The organism is Streptomyces sp. NBC_01264, assembly GCF_026340675.1.
Classification (GTDB): domain Bacteria; phylum Actinomycetota; class Actinomycetes; order Streptomycetales; family Streptomycetaceae; genus Streptomyces.
The window spans coordinates 489,778-513,491 of sequence record NZ_JAPEOX010000001.1; the positions used below are offsets into that span (position 1 = coordinate 489,778).

Sequence of the window (23,714 nt, forward strand, 5' to 3'; positions counted from 1 at the left end):
CGGTCACTTGCCCTTCGTGAGGATGGTGCGGGGACTCAGCCGCAGTACGGACGCGGCCGGGAGGGCCGTGGCGAGGAGGCCGATGCCGAGGCCGACGCCGCCGACCGTGGCGAGGTCCGCCGGGTCGAGTGCCACCGTGATCCTGTCGATGGGGTCGGCGTTCTCGACGGGCCTGCCGTTCGGGTCGATGCCCTGGTCGAGCCCGGTGCTGCCGGGGGCCGGGGGTTTCCAGGAGTCGAGCTTCCGCTCGGCGGCGGAGGCTTCCCTGCCGAGCAGTGCCTGGCCGGCGCTCTGGGTCAGCTTCGGGGCGACAAGGGAACCCACGCCGATGGCGATGACGGCGACGATCGCGATCTCCAGGGCCTGCTGGGCGATGAGCCTGGTCTTCTTCTCCCCCATCGCCAGCAGGACGCCGTACTCGCTACGGCGCTGCTTGACGGCCAGGTTGACCAGGAGCGCCAGGACCGCCGCGCCCGCGAGGCCCATCAGCCACATGGCGACGGTGGCCGTGGAGCGGATGCTCTTGAGGGGGCCCGTCATCTGCTGGACGGCCTTGTCGTTGGCGTCCAGCTTGAAGCCGGCCAGCGCCGGGCCCGCGATCCGCTTCGCCTCGCGCTTGAACGCGCCCTGTACGTCCGCGTCCTGCAGGAGGAACGTCGCCTTGCCGACCTTCTGCGGCCCGTTGCCTTCGGGACTCAGCGCGGAGAGGCCGCCCACCGTTCCGTAGAGCATGTTGGCCGGGCTGACGCCGTACTCGGCGTCGGCCTCGGCGGTGGGGCGGGCGTCGCGGTAGATGCCGCCGACGGTGAACTCGGCCGTCGTCTTCTCGTCGTTCCCGGTCAGGGTGATCCTGTCGCCGACCTCGAGGCCGTTCTGCCGGGCCAGCCGCTCCTCGATCAGCAGCTGCTTCTCGCTCTTGTCGGCGGCCGTGATGTGGGCGCCGGACACGAGGGTGGACTTGCCGCTGCGGAAGTCAGGCAGCAGCGAGGAGTCGAGGACGCCCGTAGCGACGGTTCCGCCGGGGCCCATCGGGTCCTTCGGGCCGCCGTCGACCAGCTTGTTCCTGCCCGTGAGGAGGGCGCGGTCCCACACCGAGTACGTGTACTTCTGCACCTGGGGCAGGGCTCCGAGCCTGTCGACGGTCGAGGCCTCGATGCTCGGTGCCTGGAGCTGTGCCGTTCTGCCCATCTGGCTCATGTCCACGTCGAGGTTGACCTCGGCGCCCACGGAGCGTTTGGCGTCCTGTTCGGCCCGGGCCGTCGCACCGTTGATCAGGACGCCGACGAGCACCATCACGGAGATGACGAGGAAGGTGGCGAGGTGGATCAGGGTGCGGCCCTTGCGGGCCCACAGGCTGAGCCCTGCGCGTTTGACGAAGTTCAAGGGGATCTGCTGCTCTCTCGGTCCGTGCGGATGGGTGGCTGTTCGGGGAGGTCAGGCGGCTAATCGCCGTCCGTGAGGATGGAGCGGGGGTGCAGGCGCAGGATCCCGATGCCCGGCATGACGGTGGAGACCAGGGAGATCCCGAGAGCGATGCCGGCGACCTTGCCGACATCGGCCGGCCCGACCCGTACCGCGGGCGGAGCGATCCCGGTTCCCGGGGCGCGGGCGGCCACGACCGGCCCGGCGTCCTGGTGGCCGAGGAACGCCTCGCCGGCGGGCTGTCCGGCCAGTGAGCCGGCCAGGGCGGCGAGCGCGACCGCGGGCAGGGCCACGGCCACCACCTCGACGGCGTGCTGGCCGATGAGCTTCCACTTCTTCTCGCCCATCGCGAGCAGCACGCCGAGCTCCGTGCGCCGTTCGCGGATCTGCAGCGTCACGATGAGGCCGAGGATCAGCGCTCCGGCCAGGGCGATCACCCAGACGATCAGTCCCGCGAACGTACCGACGCGCTGGATGGGGAGGACCTGGTCCTTGTACGCCTTGTCGTTGACGCGGAACTCGAAGCCGCCCTTGCCCAGGAGCCTCTCGGCTTCGGCGTGCAGCTGCCGGGCGCCGTCCGGCGAGCCGATCTTGAACACCGCCTCGCTGACGGTCACCGCGCCGGCAGCGAACTTCTGTGCGGTCGCCGTGGGTACGTACACCGTGTTGCCGGGCAGTTCGTGCGGAGGCGTCCACATGGTCGGATCCCGTGTCGGGTCCTGGAAGATGCCGACGACCGTCACGGACGTCGTCGTGCGCGCGCCGTCCGCCGACCGCACCCGTACGGTGTCGCCCACCTTCAGGTGGTTCTCGTCGGCCAGGCGCTGCTCGATCACCGCGACGTCGCCGCCCGCGTCCTCAGGGGTGATGCCGCGGCCCGCCACGATCTTCGTCGAGCCGTACGAGAAGGGGAGCAGCATGTCCGAGTCACGCACGCCGTTGAAGGCCAGCGCGCCCGTCGTCCGCTGCCCGGCCGCGGCGCCGCCCGGCTCCGGAACCTTCGGCGTCAGCGGCGCGAACCCCTGCGCGTCGGCCCGTACCCGGATCTCCACGTTGTAGCGGTGCACCGGGCCGGCGCCGCCGAGTCGGTCGGCCAGGGCCTGGGTGAGCCCCTCCTTCCTGACGGTCACGTCGACACCGATGGAGCGCTGCGCGTCGGCTTCCTGGCGGGCTGCGGCGGCCTGCAGCAGGAAGCCGCCGAGGAGCAGGGTGCAGATGACGAGGAAGATCGCGAGCAGGGCCGCGGTCTTGGATCTTCTGGCACCCAGGCTCGTAGCGGCACGCTTGGCGAAGTTCATGACCGAGACCAAAGCAGTCTGCTGCTTGCTGCGGGATAAGGGTGTTACAGCGGTATAAGGACCTGCCTCACGGGTCTCCCCCTGTTCCTCGCGCCTTTATCCGGCTGCAATCGTGATCTTGGTTTCCTGTAGTCATGAGAGTCCTGGTAGCAGAGGATCACCGCGTTCTCGCCCGTACCATCGCCACCGGTCTGCGCCGCCAGACGATGGCCGTCGACATCGCCTCCACGGGCGCGGAGGCCGAGCGGATGTGCCTGCTCACCTCCTACGACGTACTGATCCTCGACCGCGACCTGCCGGTCATGAGCGGCGACGAGGTCTGCAGACGGTTGCGCGAGCTCACCGACCCACCACGGATCCTGATGCTGACCGCGGCGGGCGAGCTCACGGACAGGGTCTACGGCCTCACCGAGCTCGGCGCCGACGACTACCTGGCCAAGCCGTTCGACTTCACCGAACTCGTCGCCCGGGTACGGACACTGAGCCGGCGCACCCCGAAGCCGCACCACACGGTGCTGAGCTTCGGCAACATCACCCTCGACGACACGCGTCGCGAAGTGTCCGTGGACGGAGTCCCGCTGGAACTCTCCCCGAAGGAGACCGCGGTCCTGCGCCTGCTGATGCGAGCCGGCGGAGCACCCGTGGCCCACGACGACATCGTCCGCGCCGTCTGGGACGAACACCTCGACACGCGCACCGGCGTCGTCCGCACCACGGTGAGCCGCCTGCGCGGCAAACTCGGTGACTCCTGCCTGATCCTCACCGACAAGGGAGAGGGATACCGGCTGTGCGACTGAACCTCCGGGCGCTGCTGCATCCCCGGGCCCTGCTGAATCCTCGGGCCCTGCTGAGGGGACTGCCTTTCCGCATCCGCCTGGCCATGGCCTTCTCCGGCCTCTTCCTCCTCGCCGGCATCCTCCTACTCACCTTCGTCGTGCTGCTCGCACGCTACGGAACGGCCCAGCAGGTCCAGGGAATCTCGGTCACCTACGCCGACATGCCGGACGGTCGGACCACCCCCAGGGAGCCCGGTGAGCCCAGTGGGCCCAGCGAGCTCAGGGAATCGGCGGGGCCCGCGAACCCCGCCGAACCCGTGCACCCCACCCGGCCGGACGGCAGCGCCGAGCCCCCGAGCGATGTCGCCATGATCCAGAAGATCGACCGAACCGTGCGGGCCGTCCAGGACACCGCGCTGCGCCAAATGGTCCTCTGGTCCGCCGTCGGCCTGCTCGTCATGGCACTCATGGCCGGGCTCCTCGGCCGGTGGCTGGCCGGACGGGCACTGCGTCCCGTCGTCTCCGTGACCGATGCCGCCCGCCGCATCAGCGAACAGAACCTGCACCAGCGCCTCGCACTCACCGGCCCCGACGACGAGCTCCACCGCCTCGCCGACACCTTCGACAGCATGCTGGACCGGCTGGAGAAGTCCTTCGAGGGCCAGCGCCGCTTCATCGCGAACGCCTCCCACGAACTCAAGACTCCCCTCGCGGTGCAGCGCACCACCCTCCAGGTCGGCCTCGCCGATCCCCTGCCCGACGGCCTCACCGAGGTCCGCGAGGACCTCCTCACCGCCAATCGGGAAGCGGAACAGCTCATCAACGCGCTCCTGCTGCTCGCCCGCAGCGACCGCGGGCTGGAGGAGACCGAACCCGTGGACCTCAGGGTCACCGCCCGGCTCGTGATCGCGGAGTTCGCTCCACTCGCGGCCGAGGCCGGCCTGCGCATCGACGCGGACACCGACACCGGGACGCCCCTGGTGGTTGCGGGTGACCCCGTCCTGCTGCGGCACCTGCTGGCGAACCTGATCAGCAACGCGGTCCAGTACAACCACCCCGGCGGCCACGTCCTCGTACGGCTCGACGCCTCCTCCGTGACGGTGACCAACACCGGCCCCCGCGTCCCCGCCGACCGCGTCCCCGACCTGTTCGAGCCCTTCCGGCGCCTCGACGGAGACCGCACCGCCAGTACCGGTCACGGCCTGGGCCTGTCGATCGCGGCCTCCATCGCCAGAGCCCACCACGCCACCTTGACCGCACACCCCGGCGGCCCGGAGGGCGGACTCACCCTCACCCTCCACTTCCCCGACGACCGCCAAGAGCTCGCGTCACTCACACCCCTGGACGACCGGAGCGGACGGCCACACTGAGAACCCCTCACGGAATGACCGCACAGCAGACCCGCTTGATGGTGCATGGCTCAGAGGCAGAGGTCCCAGATACGGACATCGCCCTTGCCGTCGGCCGGTGTCCCAGATCTCGACACGTGTGCCGTGGGCTGTGGCGAGGGACTTGCCGTCAGGGCTGAGCGCCGTGGGAGCAAGAATGCTGGTGCGTTTCGCGGGCAGGGTGGACAACGGGCGGCTCACATTCGACAGGTCCCACACGAGGGTCTGTTCGTACCCTGTGTGGAACAGCGACCCGTCCGGTCCGAATGCCAGCGTCCCCCGCGCGGGACCTGTGAGTGCTGGACGTTCTGTTGCACTCACCGTGAGCGGGCGTGGATGATCGGCGCCACCAGACGCCTTCGGTGGTGGAGGCGGTGCCTGTGTCGGCGTTCGACTCAGCCGCCGCAGGCGCTCTTGGACCTCCCGGGCTGAGGCCGGCCGCCCTGCGGGGTCGCGCCTTACAGTTCGTCGACGAGGTGCGCCACCTCGGCCGGCAGATCGGGCCGGAACACACCCAGACGCGGTGCATCCTCGACTTGCTTGCGCTGCATGATGATCAAGGCACTGTCTGCGGTGAAGGGAGCCTGCCCCGCGAGCATGGTGAAGAGCACAGCCCCCAGCGCGTACAGGTCCGAACGACTGTCTCCTTGGAGGGAGTGGAACTGCTCGGGAGCACCGAAAGCGGGAGTGCCGGCCGGCCTGAGCTGCGACGTCTCCGCCCCACCGATCGTGTTGCTCAGCACGCGCGCGATACCGAAGTCGACAACCTTCACTTGGCCGCTCGAAGTCAGCGGCAAGCGCGGCCGCCCCAGGCGTCGTCCGGACATCGTGGTCGGTGACCGCGGCTACGACCACGACAAGTACCGGCGCCTGACGTAGCGGTTCCGGGGGCGCGATTCGCACGGGGGTGTTCGTATGGTGTTCCGCGTATCGGCGGGACGGTCTCGAGCAGCGGGATGAGCTGGGTGACGTCCTTGCGGTGCCGCCGGTCAGGGTGGCGGCGAGTGGGATGCCGGTCGCATCAGTGATCAGGTGGTGCTTGCTACCGGTCCTGCCCCGGTCCACGGGGCGTCGCCCACGGTTCCGGACTGGGCAGGGTCCGCTGGGTGGTCGAGCGCACGAGACCCCCGTATCCGATGACTCGCGGCAGCTGACGGGCAGTCGGCCGCTGTGCGGTGGTGGGCCTTGTCGCGCTGGTGGTGACCGTTACGCGGTCACCACGGGTACGCCGTCCGGGCGGTCGGCGAGCAGGGCCGCGATGTGGTCCGCGCAGCGAAGGGCCGCAGTGGCCATGGCGTTCCTGGTCATCCCGGCGACATGCGGGGTCAGCAGGGCGTTCGGCAGACCGAAGAGCGGGGACGCGAAGGCGGCGTGCTCGTGCTCAAAGGTGTCGACGGCGGCTGCCGCGAGAGGATGTACGGGGTCGCGCAGCGCATCCGCCAGCGCCTGCTCATCGACGATCCCGCCCCGGGCGGTGTTCAGCAGTATCGACCCCTGCCGCATCAGCGCCAGCTCCGCCCGACCGATCATCCCTCGGGTCCGCGGTGTGAGCGGAAGGTGCAGGGAGACCACGTCACTGGTCGTCAGCAGCGTGGTGAGAGAGCGTGCCAGGGGCACCGAGCCCCCGGCCGGGTTCCGGGAGAAGCCCTGAACACCCATGCCCAGAGCGGCCGCCCGGCCGGCCAGGGTCAGGCCGATCCGGCCCAGGCCGACGATGCCCAGGGTCAGCTCCGACAGCTCCACCGTCGGCGCGGCCGGTGAAGGCCAACGACCCTGGTGCGAGGCCTCGTTGTGCACCTCGAGATCTCGAGTCAGGGCGAGCCGCTGGGCAAGGGCGAACTCGGCGACCGCGTTCGCGTTGGACCCCGGGGTATGGGTGACCGCGACGCCGTGGCGAGCGGCGGCAGGCAACTCGACGTGGTCGGTACCTGCCCGGCCCGGCCGATGACGCGGAGACGGTTGGGCAGCGCGGCACCGGTGACCGCCGCGAGGAACGCGGCGCGCAGCGGTACACCGGCACGGGACTTGATCGCGTGGTATCCGAGTCCGCCCCGGAGCATCTCGGTGAGCAGCGCGGACTCGTCGAAGGCGTCGAAGTCAGTGAAGTCCACCCGGCCGCCCCAGGCAGCACGTGTCCCAGTGTGATCGTCCACCCGCCGAAGATTCAGCGTGACGGCCAGCCCATGGCCGAGCAGACGCTCCAGCTCCCGGCCGAGCAAGTCGCCGGGAGCGGCGTCCAGCAGCAGGACTCGGGCCCGCTCCAAGTGGACCCCCTCCTCTGCGTGACCTCTGCATGATCTCTGCCTGAACCCTACTGAGGTCCAGGAACTGGTCACCGAGAGCCTGCGGGAATCAGCGTCCTCCCCGGGCCAGGACCGCTGGTCAGTTCGTGTCGACGACCTTGACCGCGACCGGGGTCCCGGCCTCCACCGTGCGGCTGACCGTGCAGAGCTTGTCGTGGGACGTCTTCACCGCGCGAGGCAGGATCGTACGGGCCCGGTCGCCGGCCTCGCCCGTGGGGAAGCGGACGGTGAAGGCGGCTTCCAGGTCCGTCATGCGGTTGCCGTCGGCGTCCTCGACCTTGTGCCCGTGGACGTCGACGGAGAACTCGGTGGGTTCGGCGTGCCGACTGGTGGCAACGTCCACGTCGGCGGCGGAGCAGCCGCCGATCGCGGCGAGGAAGAGCTCGACGGGGGTGAAGCCCCCGCCCGATCCGGTGCCGAAGCTGATCGTGTCACCGCGGGAGTTGGTCGCGGTGAACATGCCAGGACCGGTCCGCTCGACGGTGACGGAGCGCAGGGAGTCAGGTGTCATGGCATTGACGTTAGCCTCGCGGCCCCGTACCCACCGCGCCGCGCTCGGCCACTCGCCCCACCCCCCTCTACCAAAATTGTAGATTTTGTGAAGAATGGGGCCATGATGACCGTTCTGGTGACGGGTGTGTCGGACGGCGCCGAGCTGGAAGCCCTCCGTACGTGCATACACACGGGGCCGCACTTCCGCATCGTCGCCCACACGCACGACGCCGACGTCGCCCTGGCGCAGGCCCGCGTACTGCTTCCGGACATCGCCGTGGTCAGCCTCCACCGCCCCGACGCCCAAGGAGAAATCGAGCGCCGGACCCTCGTCCTCGCCCTTCGGTCCTTCGACCCTCCCACCGGGATCATCCTGCGCCGCGACCCGCACGAGGCGGCCGCGCCGATCGGCTCGGGACTCGAGCCGGTCGAAGGGGCGATCCACGAGGTCCGACGCGCCGATCTCGACGCCCTCCACCACGCCCTGCTCGCCATCGGGCGCCGCCGGGCCAGCTGCAACATCGACCCCGCAGCACACTGACCCTGACCCTAATGGTGAGGGTCAGAGATGGGTTGGGCGGCAGACTCCCTGGGGGCCGTGCACGCATGCGAAAACGCTCGGCCGGAGTGTCCGGTCGAGCGTTTCGTGGTGCCGTGATCCGCTGGTGGTTTAGTACCAGTGGTGGTTCTGCCAGAAGGTCCAGGCGCCCTCGGGGCTGCCGTAGCGGGAGTTCATGTAGTCCAGGCCCCACTTGATCTGGGTGGCCGGGTTGGTCTTCCAGTCCGAGCCAGCCGAGGACATCTTCGAGGCCGGCAGGGCCTGGACCAGGCCGTAGGCGCCCGAGGAGGAGTTCGTGGCGGTGTGGTCCCAGCCACTCTCACGGGACACGATGTTGTTGAAGGCCGCGAACTGCGCCGGGTCCTTGATCATCTGCTGGGCGATCGCCTTGGCACTCAGCGGGGCGGCCTGCGCGGGAACCGCGGCCAGCATGGAACCGGCGACGCCCAGGGCGAGGACGGTACCCGCGAGGGTCTTCTTCGAAGCGGCGATGCGGCGGATGACAGTGGTGGACACGGACGGACCTTCCGAAGGGGACAAGGGCAGTCGCAGGCATGGATGAGCCACTCACGTGAAGAAGAGGGGTTCGTCAGCGGGAGCGGGGATCCGGGGGACCTCCGTCCGCCCTGCGACTCATCCAGTTCTACGGGGGTAGAGCCCGCCTGGCAACGACCCCTCTTACTAGTGGTCCTCGCAGCCCGGGTGCAACGACCCCCTTTGGGCCGGGACGACATCACCGCTGGTGGGGAGTGGTGCGTGGGGGTGGGTGCGGGACGCCTAAGGACTACTATCCCGCTTCGTATGTGACCTAGGTCCTGTGGGGCGGGTCACCGCCGGGGGGCCCGGATCTCACCCTCCGTGGCTACCCGTACCCCTCTCGAGAGAAGGTTTCGGGGCGTTCGCGGCCCCCGGATCGAAGGCCACGGGCGCATCGAACGCCGCTTTCCTCGTCGCCCGCCGTTCGGCGAAACCGCGTTTGGAACCAGCACCGCCGGTCATGCGTGGGGGAAAGTCGGGATCTTGATCCGGAGACGAAGAGGAAGAAGAGGAAGAGGACGACCGTGAACACCACAGGGAAGACCCCGTCCCGGCGCACCCTGCTCGCCCTCGGGGCCGGAGCGGCGCTGGCGGCCTCGCTGCCGGTCGGCGGGACCGCCTCCGCCGCGACCGCCTCCGCCTCCCCCTCCGGCAGCGGTGCGGTAGCGCGCCGGCTGGCGGAGCTGGAGCGGGAGCACGCCGCCCGCCTGGGCGTCTACGCCCACGACACCGCCACCGGCCGTACGGTGCGCTACCGGGCCCAGGAGCGCTTCCCGCTCTGTTCGGTCTTCAAGACCCTGGCCGTGGCCGCCGTACTGCGCGATCTCGATCGGGACGGGGAGTTCCTCTCCAAGCGGGTCCGCTACACCGCTCAGGAGGCAGCCGCCTCCGGGCACGCCCCGATCACCGGCCGGCCGGAGAACGTCGCGCGCGGGATGACGGTCGCGGAGCTGAGCGACGCCGCGATCCGCTTCAGCGACAACGCCGCCGCCAACCTCCTGCTGCGCGAGCTGGGCGGCCCCGCCGCCGTCACCCGCTTCGCCCGCTCGACCGGGGACCCGACCACCCGTCTGGACCGGTGGGAGCCGGACCTGAACAGTGCCGAACCCTGGCGGGTCACCGACACCACCACCCCGTACGCCATTGGGCGGACCTACGAGCACCTCGTCCTCGGCGCCGCCCTCGAGGCGTCGGACCGGCGGCTGCTCACCGGCTGGCTGCTGGGCAACACCACGGGCGGCGAGCGGCTGCGGGCCGGTCTGCCGGCGGGCTGGACCGTGGCGGACAAGACCGGCGCGGGCGAATACGGGACCGACAACGACGTGGCCATCGCCTGGCCGCCCGGCCGGGCGCCCGTCGTCATCGCCGTCCTGACGACCAAGCCCGATCCCGACGCCGCTCCCGACGATCCCCTCATCGCCCGGACTGCCGCGCTCCTCGCCACGGCGCTGGCCGGGAGCTGACCCGTACCCGAGCCGCTCGCGGAGCGGGATACCCCGCTCTCAGTGCTCCGTCATCCGGAGCTCCACCGCGAGCCGACCCGGCCGCCCCTCTTCCGCCACCAGCGGCCGCCCCACCCGGGCGGTCTCCGCGCACAGGAAGTGCAGGTGCTCCTGCGGCGCGAGGTCGGCCATGCCCCGGGCGAGCTCCGCGCCCGGGTTCCAGACCACCACGTCGCTGTGGTCGTGGTGGGCGAGGGTGACGATCCGTCCCAGCACCTCGTCGCGCACCGTGGTGACGGGCGCCGGCGCCGTCTGGAACCGCTCGACGTGGTCCACGGGGGTCAGCGTGCCGTCCTCGTCCTCATAGCGGCGCCGGGTGAGCCCGTCGGTGTGCTCGGGGCCGAGGCCCGCGAGGTGGGCCCGGCCGAGGTCGCCGATGCGTACGTAGGTGTGGAGGGCGGCGGTGGCGGTGTGGTCGCCGCGGTCCTCGATCTCGATGAGGCAGGTGTCGGTCAGGGTGTACCGGGCCACGAGGACGAACTCCTCGGGCCACAGTTCGCGGGTCGCCCGCGAAGGCAGCAGCGTGCATTCCACGACGACCCGGTCCTCGTGCTCCTCCCACGCCGTCAGCTCCCAGTCGCTGGTCCGCGCGAATCCGTGCGAGGGCGAGCCGGCTGGGCCGGACGGGCCGAACCACGGCCAGCACAGCGGGACGCCGCCGCGCACCGCCGTTCCGCGCCGCCACAGGTCCGGGTCGGCGGACCACAGCACGCCGGGGTCGTCGGGGCGGGCGGCGGCAGGGCGCCAGGTGACCAGCTGTCCGCCCTGGATGCTCACACACGCCTGCCCGACGCGCGGGTGGTCCACGACGAGGACGGGGAAGTCCGCGTACCTGCGGCGGGTGAGGGCCGGGGAGAGCTGCTCCTCGACGGGCAGGGCACGGAACTTCTCGAAGATCTGGTCCATGCCCCGACCTTGCGGCACGGCACAGAGCGGGTCAAATCATCTCGGGCGGCCAGGGGGTTCCTCGTCGAGGTGGTTGCGGCCGTGCCCTTCAAGTGCCTCGCTCAAGTGCCTCGCTTCAATTGCCTCGCTCCTCATCCACCCCTTGTTGCACGATGGCCGCATGAGCACCTCCCAGCAGCCCCCGCACCACTCCGTCCGGCCCGGTCGGGAAGCCGCGGCCCGGCTCCTCGCCTCGCTCGCTCCGCTCGCCCACCGCGAGCGGATCCACGGAGCCGTCGCCCAGGTGCGCGCGCTGCCCCCGGCCGAGGTGCCCGACCTGCTCGCGGAGCTCGCCGACCCCGACCGGCACGTCCCGGACACCCGGGCCACGGCCCTGATCTGCGCCCGCGCCGTTCCCCGCGACCCGGCTCACAGTGAGCGCCTCGCGGATCTGCTCGTCGCGGGGCTCACCGATCCGCACGGGGCCGTACGAGCCCAGGCCCTGTCGGCGCTCCGCACCGGCCGCATACGTCCGACCGCCGATGCCCTCGTGACCGACCGGGTCACGGCCGCGGCCCGGGAGCAACTCCTCGTCGCCCTTCACCGCACCCCGAGTCCCCTGCCCGATGCTCTGATCGACTCCGTCCGTGCGACCTGGGGCGACCGCGAGGCGGCCCGGCTGTTGCCCGCCTGCTCCCCGGGACCGTGCGGCGGGTGCTGCCCGAGCTCCTGCACGCCCTGCATTCCTGGCTGCCGTTGGCGCGCCGGGTGCCCGAGGTCGTGTACGAGACCGTGGTCCGGGAGGCCGAGTCGCAGGCACCCGCCGCCCGGAAGACCTGGTGGCTGGAGACGGCCCACGGCCCGCTGAGCGCGCTGGCGCAGGTCGACCCGGGCGCGACGCTGGACCTGTTCGAGCGGGTCGGCCCCGAGCGGCTCACGGCCGGGCTCGTCCCGTACCTGCCCGGGTTCGTCGCCCACCGGCCCCGGCTCGCGGCGCGGTTGTGGGGGCAGGGACGTCTCGTACTCGATGCGAGGAGCCTGTCCGGCAAGGGTGCGCGCCGGTTCGCCGCCGCCGTCCCCGAGGACGAACTCGTCGCGGCCGTGCGCGCGGCGACCGCCCCCGCGCCGGTGCTCACGGCGCTCCTGCCCGCGCTCCCGCCGGGACGGCGCGGGGCGGTGCTCGACGCGGTCCGGACCGAGGAGGGCACGGAGCCCGCCCTTCTTGCCGGCTCCGAGACCGCGGTGCTCCCGCCCGAGCTGATGCGCGTACTGCCCGCCCGGGACGCTGCGCCCTTCGCCCGCCACACCCTCGAACGGGCGCGGGCCCGGGGCGCCGAGCCGGCCGAGCTGCTGGCGCTGCGGGCCTTCCTGCCGTACGAGGCCGAGGCCGGGGCGCTACGGGAGGACACCCGCCGGGCCGACTCCGCCGAGCGCGCGGCGGCCTGGCGGGCGCTGGTGCACGCGGCGGGCCGGGCACGGCGCCCGGAGGCGACCACCGAGGTCCGGACAGAACTGTCCCGGCTGCGCTCCGAGCAGGATCCGGTGCGCCAGGCCGCCGTGGTCGCTCTGGGCGCTCTGGGCGCTCTTCCGACGCGCACGTTCACGGCGGCGGCGGTGTCGGCGCTGGAGCGGATCGCCTCGGACGCGTTCGCCGCGCGGGACCTCTCGTACGGCACCCTCGTGGCCCTCACCGGTCTCGCGGGCCGCCTGCTGCGTGCGGGCACTGGTGGCATGCACCCCGCTGCGGAGCCTTCGGGCACCGAGGACACCGATGCCGCCGCGCTGCCGGCGCTCGCCGCGTGGGCGGTCCGTACGCTGGTCCGCGCGGACGGTCCCGACGTGCCCTGCGGCGGGTTCGGCAGGTTCCTGACGCAGTCCCTTCGTACGGCGCCGCCGGCCGCCGCGGCCCGGGCGCTGCTCGATGCCGTACGCCCGGTGGTCACCGAGTCCATGGACGCGGGCGATCCCGTCCCCGCGCTCTCCCTCGCCGAGTCCCTTTCCGCGCGGCCGCGTTGGGAACGGGCCGAGCCCTGGCTCGCGGGGCTCGTGGAGCGGATCGCGCTGACCGGCGAGCGCGGGCCGGCGGAACGCGCCTGTGCGCTGTGGCTGGCCTCGGCCGGTCCCCGTGCCGAGCGGGTCCGTACCCTGCTCGCCGCGTACCCGTCCGCCGTCCTGCTGCCCGGTGTGGTGGCGCTCGTGGCGCGCCAGGCCGATGACCTGCTGCCGGTTCTCACCTCCACGCCCCTGGACTCGCCTCCCCGCGGCCGCTTCCACCCTGCGGACCGGGCCGCGGGCGGGGCCCCGTGGCGGGCCCTGCCCCCGGTACGGGGGTACCCACACCGGTGGAGCGACGCGACGTGCGCGGCCGTGACCGACTGGCTCGCGGCCGGACTGCGGGCCCGGGCGCATCCGGAGCGGTCCCCCGGTGACCAACTCCTGCGGGAGCTCGCGGCGGTGCCGGGCGGCGGCGGGCTTCCGGCGGTGCGGGAGGCCGCGGACTCGGCGCACGTACCGACGGCCGAGGCGGCCCTGGCGGCGCTGCCGGGCGCCGACCGGCCCGCTCTGGTCCTGCCCGATCTGCTCGCGCGGGCCGACGGCGACCGGGCGCGGGTCGCCGTGTACGGCATCGGACGGATCTGCGCGCACGTGCCGCCGGGGGAACTCGCGGAACGGTTCCGGCCCGTGCTGGAGCGGGCCGCGGGCACGAAGGTGACGAGCCGCAAGGAGATCGTCCGGCTGGCGGCGGACCGGCTGCCGGCCGCGCTCGCGGGCGAGTTGCTGGTCGCGGCGTTCTCGGCGCCGGGTCAGCACCGGGACGTACGGGCCGCGGCGGTGACGCGGGCGGTGCGGCTCGTCACGCTGGAGCCGGTGGAGGCGTGCCTGCGCACGGCGGTGCGGGAGGGTTCGAGGGCGGAGCGGGAGGCGCTGCTGCGCGTGCACCCGCTCGACCTCCCGGCGGCGGCGCGGGAGCCGTACGGGGAGCTGGTGGCCGAGGTGTGCGCGGGGTTCCTCACGGAGACACCCGTGCGCGGGGCCGCCCTCGCCGGCGGTGGCGGGGGCCCGGACGGGGCACCTGGCGGGACACCTGACGAGGCGCTCGACGCGCGGACGGTTGCCGAGGCCTGCCGGGTGCTGCGCCGTTGGGCCCTCGCGGTGCCGACCGTCGTGGACCCGGTCCTGCTGCCGCGTCTGGCGATCGAGCCACGGAGCCACGAGCTCGTGTGGCGGGCGGCCGTGGAGGCGGTCGTGGACGCGGCACGTATCGATCCCGATGGATACGGTCCGGGGCTGGGGGCGCTCACGGCGGCGCTGCTGGGCCGGCACGTGCGGGAGGCCAGGACGGAGGACCGGGCGCGCAGGCGCGGTGCACGGGCCGAACCTGCGGAACGGGACCCGCGCGATGCCCTGCACCGGATCGCCGCCCTGGCCGGGTGCCTGGAACGGACGGCCGGGCAGGGCCTGCCCGAGGCCTGCCGGCCCGTCTGGCGGGACGCGATCGCGCTGATCGCCGAGCAGGACGCGAGCTTGCGGTGGGCGGTCGCCGCCCGGACGGCGCTGTGGGACCCGGCCGCGCCGGCGGCCGAACGGGCCCGGGAGCTGCGGGCTCAGGCCCGGGCGGTACGCGACCGGCCGCTGCTCGCGGCCCGTACGGCGACGGCGATGGCCCGCCGCTCCCCCCGGGTCTCCCCGGCCGAGCTGGCGCGGGCGCGCGACGCGGCGCTGGCCGGCGGGGCCCCGGGAACCCGGTGGTTCGCCCGGCGGCGCCCGGGCGGCACGCTCCCGCCGCGTGACGGGCTGTTCACGGGCCTGTACGCGGTGGGCCTGGCGGCGGACCACGCGAGCCGGGCCGCATCGACCGGCGGCGGACTCGGCCCGGCACTGCGGGTGTTGCGGGACCTCCGGGCACACCCCGTCCCGGAGGTCCGCGACGCAGCGGACCAGGCGCTCACGACGTGGGAGCGCAGCTGACGGGCTGCGCTCCCGCCTGACGGCGGCGCCCACCGCGGCCCGGGGACCGTGCCCGTCACCCCCACGACGGGGCGCGCGACCGGATCCCCGCCGGGTCCGTGGAGCCAGGGTCCGTGGAGCCAGGGTCCGTGGAGCCAGGGTCCGTGGAGCCAGAGCCCGTGGAGGCAGAGCCCGTGGAGGCAGAGCCCGTAGGGCCGGAGTCCCTAGGGCCAGGCCCCGACGTGGCCCCGGGACGTACGGCAGTGAGGGACCACGGCGGGGGCGAAGGACCCGCCCCGGAGGGACCATCGGCGGGGCGGGGGCGGGGGTCCTCGTGGCTAGGGTCGTAGCCATGACGACTCAGCGAATCCTCGACCTCGACCGCGACGCGCTCTCCACCCTGCGCGGCCGCGATCTGACCCGGGCGGTGGCCGCCGCCGAGGGCCGCACCATGGTGGCCGAGGTCTTCGCCGAGCGCGCCGCGCTCTCCCCGCACCCCGACGGGCGCGGCGTGCACAACGCCGAGCTGGTGGCCGCCTTCGGCGCCGACATCGTCATCCTCAACCTCATCGAGCGGGCCTGGGACGGGGAGCGGCTCGTCATGCCCGGTCTCGGGACCTTCACGTCGTTCACCGACCTCGCCCGACTGATCGGCCGCCCCGTGGGCGTGAACCTCGAGCCCGGCGACGTCCCGGAGATCCGCCGGGCCACCTCCGAGCACGCCCGGCGCCTCGTCGACATGGGCGCCGCGCTGCTGTGCATCACCGCCAACCCCGGAACGGGCGGCACCTACGACGGCATGGCCCGGGTCACCGAGGAACTGCGCAAGGGGCTCGGCGACGAGGCGGCCCTGTGGTCGGGCAAGATGCACCACGCGGGCTGCCCCGAGCGCGTCACCCCCGCGCGGCTGACCGCCCTCGTGGACGCCGGGGCGGACGGGGTCGTCGCTCCGCTGCCGGGCACCCTGCCCGGCATGACCCGCGAGCTGGCCGCGACGGCCGTGGCCGCGGTCCAGGACGCGGGCGCGATCGTCATGGGCGCCATCGGCACGAGCCAGGAGGGTTCCCACGCGAACGTGGTGCCGCAGCTGGCCCTCAACGCCAAGGAAGCCGGCTTCGACGCCCACCACTTCGGCGACTCCTACCTTCCGGGCATGTGCGACCCGGAGGTCATGTACGCCTACTCGGTGGCCATCCGGGGCCGCCGCCACACCTGGAACCGCATGTCCTTCTCCCCCGGCCGCTCCGCCCACATCGAAGCCGGTCCGGGCGCCAACTGGTAGCCCCGATAGGATCGTTCGGAGAGTGGGGCCGTTCAGGGCGGGCATCCGCAAGGCATGGACAACTCATCGGACGACGCGGAGCGCGAACCCGCACCGCGAAGAGAGCCGCGGCGGCTGCCGCGATGGGGACGGGCCGTCGGCGGACTGGCCGTGCTGGCGGTGGTCCTGATCCTGGCCGGGCGTTTCAGTCTGCTGCCCGGTTTCGGCGACCTGTTCCGGCAGGACACCGTGGACCGTTCGGGGCCGGTCCTGCTCAAGTCCATCCAGGACATGCACCGTTACGAAGGGGCCGCCGGCAACTTCCAGGTCGTGGTCGACCTGGAGAAGGACGCGGCCTTCCTGCCGGACTCCATCCGGGGGACCCGCACCCTCTACGTCGGAGCCGGTTCGGTGAGCGGGTACGTGGATCTGGGCGGGCTCGGCGAGCAGGCCGTCACCGTGAACGAGGATCGCACCAAGGTTGCGCTCCGGCTGCCCCACGCCGTCCTCGGGACGGCCGCACTGGACCTGGACCGCTCGTACGCCGTGTCCAAGCAGCGGGGGCTCCTCGACCGGCTGGGCGACCTGTTCACCGACAATCCGGCCGGTGAACAGGCCGTACAGCGCCTGGCCGTTCAGCACATCACGGAGGCCGCTCGCGACAGCGGCCTCGTGGAGCGCACGGAGAAGAACACCACCACGATGCTGGAGGGCCTGCTCCGCTCCCTGGGCTTCCAGGAGGTCACGGTCGGATACGCGTGACGCCGCCGGACGTGACCCCTTCAGCCCGCCGTCCGGCGCAGGACCAGGGAGACGAAGCCCCAGGTGTCCCGGTAGGTGCGCAGCCATTCGGTGCGGCGGGCGGTGGCCGTGGCCAGTACGTGCCCGCTGTCCGGATCGGCGGGGTGGTCCAGGGCCCAGGAGGCCAGTGACCCCCAGCAGGCCCATTCGTAGTCGTCCAGTTCTCGGCGCGTGCTGACGTGCCCGTGGACGGGGGTCCACCCGTCGGCGACGACTTGGTCCACGGTGGTCGCCAGATCGGCCTGCTCCCCGAACAGTTCGACCGCCTCGGGGGACGGGGGTCGGTCCCAGAACCCTTCGCCGATCAGGACCCGGCCACCCGGACCCAGGTGCCCGGCGGCGCCGGCGAGGGTGGGCAGCAGGCCGCCGAAGGCGTGTGTGGACCCGACGCCGAGCACGAGGCCGAACGGCTCCGGGGAGACGAACTCCGCGGCCTCCTGGTGGTGGAGGACCAGCCGGTCCCGGACACCGAGGCGGACCGCCGCCTCGTGGGCCTGCGCCAGGGCGTCCTCGGAGAGGTCCACTCCCTCGGCGTGCAGGTCCGGGTGGGCGGCCAGGGCTCGCAGGAGCCATTCCGCGGTGCCGCAACCGAGATCCAGCACGCGTTCGTCGCCGCGCGGGAGGCCCCGTTCCAGGAGGCCGCGTACCGAGTCGTCGCCGAGTGGAGATTTTATCGGGTGATCGGCATGGGCGATCCTGGAGATCTGTTCGCGGTTCACCGGCCCAGCCTGCCATCCCGCAAAAGCCGTGCGCATCTCGATTTCGATCACGGATCCGAACATCCGTGTACGGCACATCCGCGGATGCCGAGCCCCGTACGATCCCACTCAGTGGATCTCCACAGTGCGCGCGGCCGCTCAAGTACCGCGTTCAAGTACCGCGTTGGAAAGGGAGCTTGGACGTTGTCAGAGGTAGGCGTCGACGTGGTGCGGGAGTCGGCCGGGGCCGGACGGGTCGTGCTCTTCGAGGAGTCGGCACGGGACGGCGCACAGGCGAAGACCTTGATGAGTGCCGACTTCCGCGTGCGGCTCGCCCGCGAGCAGGGGGCGATGTTCGGGGCCGACGGTCCCCGGCACCTGGTCTTCGCCGCGGGATTCCCCTCCGTGTGCGGTCAGGAATTCGAGGCGACCCGGCAAGTGGCCCTGGAGGCACAGGAGTCGGTGAGTCCGTCCGCGATCTGCCGGGGCACGGTGGAGGACGTGCGACTGGCGCTGAGCGCGGTACGCGGTGCGGCGCACGGGCGGATCATGGTGATCGTGGCCGCCTCGGAGGCCACGGCCCGCGCCCTGGTGCACAGTGACGCCCGCACGGCCCTGGACCGGGGCCTGGACGTGGTCAAGGAGGCCGTGGACCGCGCCGGCGGCACGGCGGTGGACGTGTGCCTGGTGGACGCGCCGCGCGCGGACCACGCCCTGGTGGCCGAGTATGCGGGCCGGATGACGGCGCAGGGGGCGGCCACGATCGTACTGGCCGACACCGTCGGCGACCTGCTGCCCGGCCGGACCCGGGACCTGTTCCGGCGGGTCGCCGCCGGCGCCGGGCAGGACACGGTCCTGGTCTCGCACCTCCACAACGATCTCGGCCTCGGCCTGGCCAATACACTGGCCGCCCTCGAAGGCGGGGCCCGCGTCGCGGCCTGTTCCTGGCTGGGCATGGCCGAGCGCAGCGGCATGGTCGCCACCGAACAACTGCTCTTCCTCCTCGCGCACGACCCGGCCAAGGCCGAGTACGTCCTGGGGCCCGGCTGCGAGCCGTGGTGGACCGCGCCGGACCTGAGGCGGCTGCCCGACATCGCCCGGATGGTGTCCGCGGAGACGGGCGTACCGCTCACCGTCACCACTCCGATCGTGGGCACGGGGGTCGCCACCATCTCCACCGGGACCCCCTTCACGCACCCGGGCACCTTCCAGCCCTACGACCCCGAGCAGCACCTGGGTCTCGCGCCGACCGTGGTACTGACCCACCTCGCCAGCCGGCGCGTACTGCGCGCGGTCGCCGGGCGCCTGGGCCACGACCTGGACCCGGACCAGACCGGCGAGGCCCTGGCCTGGGTCAAGGACCGCGCCTACCGGCTGAATCAGGCCCAGGTCCCCGACGCGGACTTCGCCGCGTACCTCGAGGACCTCACCGGCGCCGCGCCCAGGCCCAGCCCCGCGCCCATGCCCGCACCCGCACCCGCACCCGCACCCGCACCCTGAACGGACGCATCTCATGTCGGACACCCGCCTTCCGGACACCGGCGCCGCCGCCGCCGCCGCCTTGCGGGCCGGAGGGGCCGTCATCCTGCCCAACCCCAGCCCGCTCACCTACGTCGTCGCCGCCACCGCGCCCGGGGCCGTCAACGACGCGAAGGGCCGCCCCACCGGCCAGGAAGTCGCCCTGTGGGTCCACGACGACGCCGTCTGGAGCGACCTCGGCCCGCAACTGGCCCTGGCACCGGCCGCGCTCCGTACGGCGTTCGCCCTGCTGCGCGAGGAAAGGGTCACGCTGCTGGTGCCCGTACGCCCGGACGCGCGGCCGTCGCCCTGGACCGGCCCCGCCCTCCGGGACGGCCACCTCCTGCTGTTCGGCGCGCACTGGTCGCCGCTGTCGGCGCTGCTGACGGACTTTCCGCACCTCTACGTCAGCAGCGCCAACCGGACCGGTCAGCCACCGGCGGACACCGCGGCCCGGGCGACGGCGATGTTCGGCCCCGGCATCCCGGTCGTCGACGCCGACGCACTGCGCCACCCCGGCACCCCCCACGCGGCCACCACCATGCTCCGCATCGGCTCCGGCGGAGAGCTGGCACACGTCCGGCGAGGAGCCCAGGACCGGGCGCACGGCCCCGACCCCGAGGTCTACCTGGCGCACCTGCGGGCGGCGCACGGAGGCGGATGACGCACGGCTGCGGGGTACCCCCGGCCACGGGTGCCGCCGGTCAGCCCCTGCGCACCCCCTCCAGACGGCCGACCCGTCCCTTCTCCCCCGCCGCCCAGCAGCCGCCGTCCGCCGTGCAGGCGACCGTGTCGAACGAACCCGGGTCGAGCGTCCGCCAGGTGCGGCCGCCGTCCCGGGTCACGTCCGTGCCCGTCGGGCCCACCGCCAGGGCGGTGCCGGCGCCGTACGGGAACCAGGCCGCGCCCGAACGGGTAGGCGGGCGGCGGGGTCGACGCCCGGCTCCAGGTGCGGCCCGCGTCCGAGGACACCGCCGCGGCCTGCGGGGAGGCCTGGCCGGTGCGGTAGTCGCCGCCGACCGCCAGGCCCCTCGTACGGTCCCTGAAAGCGAGGGCGAAGACCCCGCGCGCCGGGTCACCCGCGGGGAGGGTGGAGTCGGCGACCTGCCAGGTCAGGCCGCGGTCCGCAGAGTGCAGAACCCGCGCGACCGGGCCCCCGCCGGTGGCCAGCCACACGTCGCGCGGCCCGGCGGACACCAGGCACTGGCCGCTCGCCGCGAAGCCCGCCTCGCCCGGCAGCGCGTCCGGCATTCCGGCATTCGGCAGGACGCGCCAGCTCCGGCCGCCGTCATCCGTGGACAGGATGCGGAACCTGCCGTCCACCGGGTCGCTCATCGCCAGCCCGTGGCGGGAGTCGAAGAAGGTGAGGCAGTCGTAGAAGGCCCGCGGGTCGGGGTTGCGGAAGGTCTCCGTCCAGGTGGCGCCGCCGTCCTCGGTGCGCAGCACCCTGGAGGCCTCCCCCTCACCGATGGACAGGGCCACGGCGCGCCGCCCGTCGAAGGCCTCGATGTCCCGGAGTTCGAGTCCCTCCGCGACCGCCCCGGGCGGTGAGACGTCGCGCCAGCTGCGACCGCCGTCCGAGGTGCGCAGCACGGTCCCCTTCGATCCGGCCACCCAGGCCGTGGACCGGCTCACGGCGGCCAGTCCCCGGAACCGGGCGTCCTTGCCGGTCTCCTTCAGCGCCCAGCGGGCACCGCGCAGGTCCCGTGCCCCGTCCGCGGCCTGCGCCGGGGCGGCCACCACCCCCAGCAGCAGAGCCGCGGCGCACATGCCAACTCCCAGAAGTCTCATGGCGCCGGAAGCTAACGCACCCCGGATTCACCGTCCAGGGCGCTTCCCGGCCACCGGCCGCCCCGGGAACCGCTGCGGATGCCGCGTCGCCCGCGGCCGGGAGACGTAGGCGCGGGAGACGTAGGCGCGGGGGCCGTCGCGCTGTCGGTTCAGAGCAGTCCTCGGCGGGTGCGGTGGACCCGCAACCGGGAGACCTCGTAGGACAGTTCGGTGACCCCTGGCTCCGGCGCCGGGTGGTACCTGCCCGCGCAGACGGAGAGGTTGACGATGAGGTGGGCGGACCAACTGCGCCCGACTCCCCTGCCGTCGCTGAAGACGCGGTCGCCGTTGACCCACCAGACGACCGAACTCCTCCCGAACTCGACCTTCAGGTCGATCCAGGCTCCGGGCCGGACCGCCGGGTCGCGGTGGTAACGGTGTGCCTCCCGGACATGGTTGGAGAGTTCGAGGAGGTCCGGGTTGTCGGGGTGGTACTCGAAGACGTCGATTTCCTGGCCTCCGTCGCGCCAGGTCCAGATGGCGGGCCAGGCCCCGATCTCCACCGGCAGCTTCACCCGGGCCTCCAGCACGTCTCCGGTGCGCACCTCGAAGCCCTCGTCACTGCCCTCGGTGGTGAGCAGCCCGCTGTCCCAGTTCCCGTCGGGACGCGGTGTCGCCCGGAAGGTCCCGGCGCGGCTGTAGGAGGGGTCTTCGGTGAGGTGGTCCAGTTTGTTGTCGCCCGGGTTGACCGGGCCGCCGTCGGGATACGCCCACGAGCGGCCGGCGATCCACTGGGCAGGAGAGGTGAAGTCAGCGGTGAAGACGGGGGTGCGGCGCGGGCGCGGCAGGTTCCGCAGCCGCTCGATCATGTCCGAGAGCATGGCGGATATCTGCCCGCCAGGAGTCCCCGCACACCCGGATCGTCACTTATGGCTACTAAGTCGACACTCTCCGTTCCGGCGTGTCCTGTACGGGGTCTGCCGCAGCGTCCTCTCCCTTCAGCGTCCCCTCCTCCGGCCCCGCGCTGCTCCGCGGGCGGGCCGGGGCGAAGACCAGGCAGGCGACGGCGGCCACGGCCAGGATCACGGCCACGACGCTCATGGCGCCGGTGAAACCGCCCATGAAGGCGTCGCGCACCCCGTCGGCGAGCCCCAGCCCGCGCTCGCCGAGGCGGGAGGCGACCTCGAGCCCTCCGGCGGCGGAGTGGCGCACCGTTTCGGCGGCCTCGGCGGGGAGTTGGCGGAGGGTGTCGGGGAGTGCGGAGCGGTAGCGGGAGGAGAAGACCGAGCCCATGATGGCTATGCCGACGGCGGAGCCGACCTCGCGGGCGGTGTCGTTCATGGCGGAGGCCACGCCCTGGCGGTCGGGACCGAGGGCGTCGACGATCGAGCTGGTACCGGCGGAGCCGATCAGGCCGATGCCGGCGCCCGCGACGACGAGGGCGACGAGGAAGGCGGAGTAGCCGCTGTCGGCGTCCAGGAGGGTCAGCCAGAACATGCCGCCGGCCAGGCACAGCAGCCCCGCGGGCAGTACGGCCTTGTAGCCGAGCCGCTGGACCAGCCGGGGCGTGATCTGCGAGGCGGGCAGGACCACGGCCGCGACCGGGACGAGGGCGACGGCGCTCCTGAGGGGGCTGTAGCCGAGGACGAGCTGGAGGAACTGCAGGCCGACGAAGAAGAACCCGAAGACGGCCATGAACTGGGTCGTGATCGCGATCGTGCCGGCGCGGAAACCGCGCAGGAGGAACAGGCGCGGGTCGAGGATCGGGTGGCGGTTGCGCAGCCCGAGGGCGATGTAGCCGGCCAGGGCGAGCGCCGAGACACCGAAGGCGATGAGGGTTTCGGGCCGCGTCCAGCCGCGGTCGCTGCCCTCGATGATCCCGTAGACGAGGGTTCCCACCATGAGCGCGGTGGTGAGGGAGCCGCCCCGGTCGAAGGGCTCGGGCCGGGAGCTCCTGGTCTCCGGCGCCAGGAACAGTGCCGCCAGGGCGCAGACCAGCGAGGTGGCGGCACTGACGACGAAGATCGACTTCCAGGTCCACTGCTCCAGGAGGGCGCCGGCGACCAGCATGCCGATGATGGCGCCGGCGGCGGCGAACCCCGACCAGGTGGCCACGCCGCGGTCCTTCTTGTCGGCGGGGAAGACAGAGGTGATCGTGGCCAGGGTGCCGGGCATGATCATGGCCGCGCCGACGCCCATCAGGACACGCCAGACGATCAGGTGGGTGGTGGAGTCGGCGAAGGCGGCGCACAGGGCCGCCGCCCCGAACACCAGGTTGCCGAGGATCAGCATCCTGCGGCGGCCGAACAGGTCACCGAGCGCCCCCAGGGGCAGGACCAGAGCGGCCAGGGCGACGGTGTAACCGTCGGCTATCCAGGTCAGTGAGGAGTTCGAGGCGTCGAGGTCCACGGCGAGGTCCGGCAGGGCCAGATTGAGCGCGGAGACCGACGCGACGACCAGGACCAGCGACAGGCACATGGCGAAGAGAACGCCACGGGGGCCGGCGCGGCCCACTCGGAGGGGGGTGTCCCCGGTTGCGGGCTTCATGGGATTCAT

21 protein-coding genes and 2 pseudogenes are annotated in these 23,714 nt (G+C 72.7%); 10 read left to right on the forward strand and 13 right to left on the reverse strand.

Annotated features, from left to right (window positions below; all coding sequences use genetic code 11):
* Positions 1 to 3: 3 nt before the first annotated feature.
* Together OG435_RS02210 and OG435_RS02215 are read right to left on the reverse strand one after the other, a co-directional pair.
* Positions 4 to 1,383, reverse strand: a complete 1,380-nt coding sequence (locus OG435_RS02210; protein ID WP_266874989.1) for an ABC transporter permease — start codon at positions 1,381 to 1,383, stop codon at positions 4 to 6.
* 59 nt (positions 1,384 to 1,442) lie between these two features.
* Positions 1,443 to 2,720 carry an ABC transporter permease gene (locus OG435_RS02215; RefSeq protein WP_266874990.1) on the reverse strand — a complete coding sequence of 426 codons (1,278 nt, stop codon included), beginning with the start codon at positions 2,718 to 2,720 and terminating at the stop codon, positions 1,443 to 1,445.
* A 134-nt stretch (positions 2,721 to 2,854) separates the two neighbouring features.
* Between OG435_RS02215 and OG435_RS02220 the strand changes: the two genes are divergently transcribed.
* Both OG435_RS02220 and OG435_RS02225 read left to right on the forward strand, forming a co-directional pair.
* On the forward strand, positions 2,855 to 3,517 hold the full coding sequence (locus OG435_RS02220; RefSeq protein WP_266874991.1) for a response regulator transcription factor: 663 nt from the start codon (positions 2,855 to 2,857) through the stop codon (positions 3,515 to 3,517).
* Complete coding sequence (locus tag OG435_RS02225) at positions 3,508 to 4,866, forward strand: sensor histidine kinase (protein ID WP_266874992.1); 1,359 nt, start codon at positions 3,508 to 3,510, stop codon at positions 4,864 to 4,866. The genes OG435_RS02220 and OG435_RS02225 overlap by 10 nt, the downstream gene beginning before the upstream one ends.
* Positions 4,867 to 5,342: 476 nt before the next feature.
* Here OG435_RS02225 and OG435_RS02230 read toward each other — a convergent pair whose 3' ends face one another.
* The 3 genes and pseudogenes from OG435_RS02230 to OG435_RS02240 all read right to left on the reverse strand — a co-directional run bounded on the left by OG435_RS02230 (position 5,343) and on the right by OG435_RS02240 (position 6,795).
* Positions 5,343 to 5,711 carry a protein kinase domain-containing protein gene (locus OG435_RS02230; protein WP_266874993.1) on the reverse strand — a complete coding sequence of 123 codons (369 nt, stop codon included), beginning with the start codon at positions 5,709 to 5,711 and terminating at the stop codon, positions 5,343 to 5,345.
* Between the two features lie 92 nt (positions 5,712 to 5,803).
* Positions 5,804 to 5,961 (reverse strand): annotated as a pseudogene (locus OG435_RS02235) (IS5/IS1182 family transposase); the annotation flags it as partial.
* A gap of 129 nt (positions 5,962 to 6,090) precedes the next feature.
* A complete protein-coding gene (locus tag OG435_RS02240; RefSeq protein ID WP_266874994.1) occupies positions 6,091 to 6,795 on the reverse strand; it encodes an NAD(P)-dependent oxidoreductase in 705 nt (234 codons plus the stop codon).
* Positions 6,796 to 6,917: 122 nt separating this feature from the next.
* On the opposite strand from OG435_RS02240, the gene OG435_RS02245 reads away from it, so the two are divergent.
* Complete coding sequence (locus tag OG435_RS02245) at positions 6,918 to 7,181, forward strand: hypothetical protein (protein ID WP_266874995.1); 264 nt, start codon at positions 6,918 to 6,920, stop codon at positions 7,179 to 7,181.
* Positions 7,182 to 7,266: 85 nt separating this feature from the next.
* Here OG435_RS02245 and OG435_RS02250 read toward each other — a convergent pair whose 3' ends face one another.
* Complete coding sequence (locus OG435_RS02250) at positions 7,267 to 7,698, reverse strand: OsmC family protein (protein ID WP_266874996.1); 432 nt, start codon at positions 7,696 to 7,698, stop codon at positions 7,267 to 7,269.
* 102 nt (positions 7,699 to 7,800) lie between these two features.
* Here OG435_RS02250 and OG435_RS02255 point away from each other — a divergent pair, with 102 nt between their 5' ends.
* Positions 7,801 to 8,220: a hypothetical protein gene (locus OG435_RS02255; protein WP_266874997.1), complete on the forward strand. Its 420-nt coding sequence runs from the start codon at positions 7,801 to 7,803 to the stop codon at positions 8,218 to 8,220.
* A 129-nt stretch (positions 8,221 to 8,349) separates the two neighbouring features.
* On the opposite strand, the gene OG435_RS02260 is transcribed toward OG435_RS02255, so the two are convergent.
* The gene (locus tag OG435_RS02260; protein ID WP_266874998.1) at positions 8,350 to 8,754 is read right to left on the reverse strand and encodes a transglycosylase SLT domain-containing protein; all 405 of its coding nucleotides are present in this window, start codon (positions 8,752 to 8,754) and stop codon (positions 8,350 to 8,352) included.
* A 545-nt stretch (positions 8,755 to 9,299) separates the two neighbouring features.
* Here OG435_RS02260 and bla point away from each other — a divergent pair.
* Positions 9,300 to 10,238, forward strand: coding sequence for a class A beta-lactamase (gene bla / locus OG435_RS02265; protein ID WP_266874999.1), 939 nt, complete (start codon positions 9,300 to 9,302; stop codon positions 10,236 to 10,238).
* Between the two features lie 39 nt (positions 10,239 to 10,277).
* Here the strand turns inward: bla and OG435_RS02270 are convergent, their stop codons facing one another.
* Positions 10,278 to 11,183 (reverse strand): D-hexose-6-phosphate mutarotase, encoded by a 906-nt coding sequence (locus OG435_RS02270; RefSeq protein ID WP_266875000.1) that lies wholly within the window; start codon positions 11,181 to 11,183, stop codon positions 10,278 to 10,280.
* A 115-nt stretch (positions 11,184 to 11,298) separates the two neighbouring features.
* Positions 11,299 to 11,766: a hypothetical protein gene (locus tag OG435_RS02275; protein ID WP_266875001.1), complete on the reverse strand. Its 468-nt coding sequence runs from the start codon at positions 11,764 to 11,766 to the stop codon at positions 11,299 to 11,301.
* 110 nt (positions 11,767 to 11,876) lie between these two features.
* Between OG435_RS02275 and OG435_RS02280 the strand changes: the two genes are divergently transcribed.
* The 3 genes from OG435_RS02280 to OG435_RS02290 all read left to right on the forward strand — a co-directional run bounded on the left by OG435_RS02280 (position 11,877) and on the right by OG435_RS02290 (position 17,133).
* On the forward strand, positions 11,877 to 15,131 hold the full coding sequence (locus OG435_RS02280; RefSeq protein WP_266875002.1) for a hypothetical protein: 3,255 nt from the start codon (positions 11,877 to 11,879) through the stop codon (positions 15,129 to 15,131).
* 331 nt (positions 15,132 to 15,462) lie between these two features.
* On the forward strand, positions 15,463 to 16,392 hold the full coding sequence (locus OG435_RS02285) for a hypothetical protein (protein ID WP_266875003.1): 930 nt from the start codon (positions 15,463 to 15,465) through the stop codon (positions 16,390 to 16,392).
* Positions 16,393 to 16,446: 54 nt separating this feature from the next.
* On the forward strand, positions 16,447 to 17,133 hold the full coding sequence (locus tag OG435_RS02290) for a DUF4230 domain-containing protein (RefSeq protein WP_266875004.1): 687 nt from the start codon (positions 16,447 to 16,449) through the stop codon (positions 17,131 to 17,133).
* A 20-nt stretch (positions 17,134 to 17,153) separates the two neighbouring features.
* Here OG435_RS02290 and OG435_RS02295 read toward each other — a convergent pair whose 3' ends face one another.
* A complete protein-coding gene (locus tag OG435_RS02295; RefSeq protein ID WP_266875005.1) occupies positions 17,154 to 17,891 on the reverse strand; it encodes an SAM-dependent methyltransferase in 738 nt (245 codons plus the stop codon).
* A 183-nt stretch (positions 17,892 to 18,074) separates the two neighbouring features.
* Between OG435_RS02295 and OG435_RS02300 the strand changes: the two genes are divergently transcribed.
* Together OG435_RS02300 and OG435_RS02305 are read left to right on the forward strand one after the other, a co-directional pair.
* On the forward strand, positions 18,075 to 19,370 hold the full coding sequence (locus tag OG435_RS02300) for a 2-isopropylmalate synthase (RefSeq protein WP_266875006.1): 1,296 nt from the start codon (positions 18,075 to 18,077) through the stop codon (positions 19,368 to 19,370).
* 13 nt (positions 19,371 to 19,383) lie between these two features.
* Positions 19,384 to 20,052: a hypothetical protein gene (locus OG435_RS02305; RefSeq protein WP_266875007.1), complete on the forward strand. Its 669-nt coding sequence runs from the start codon at positions 19,384 to 19,386 to the stop codon at positions 20,050 to 20,052.
* A gap of 40 nt (positions 20,053 to 20,092) precedes the next feature.
* Here the strand turns inward: OG435_RS02305 and OG435_RS02310 are convergent.
* From OG435_RS02310 to OG435_RS02320, 3 genes and pseudogenes are all read right to left on the reverse strand, one after another.
* Positions 20,093 to 21,179: pseudogene (locus tag OG435_RS02310) on the reverse strand (WD40/YVTN/BNR-like repeat-containing protein).
* Between the two features lie 149 nt (positions 21,180 to 21,328).
* Positions 21,329 to 22,027: a beta-glucanase gene (locus OG435_RS02315; protein WP_266875008.1), complete on the reverse strand. Its 699-nt coding sequence runs from the start codon at positions 22,025 to 22,027 to the stop codon at positions 21,329 to 21,331.
* 67 nt (positions 22,028 to 22,094) lie between these two features.
* Positions 22,095 to 23,705, reverse strand: coding sequence for an MFS transporter (locus OG435_RS02320; protein ID WP_266875009.1), 1,611 nt, complete (start codon positions 23,703 to 23,705; stop codon positions 22,095 to 22,097).
* Positions 23,706 to 23,714: the final 9 nt, after the last annotated feature.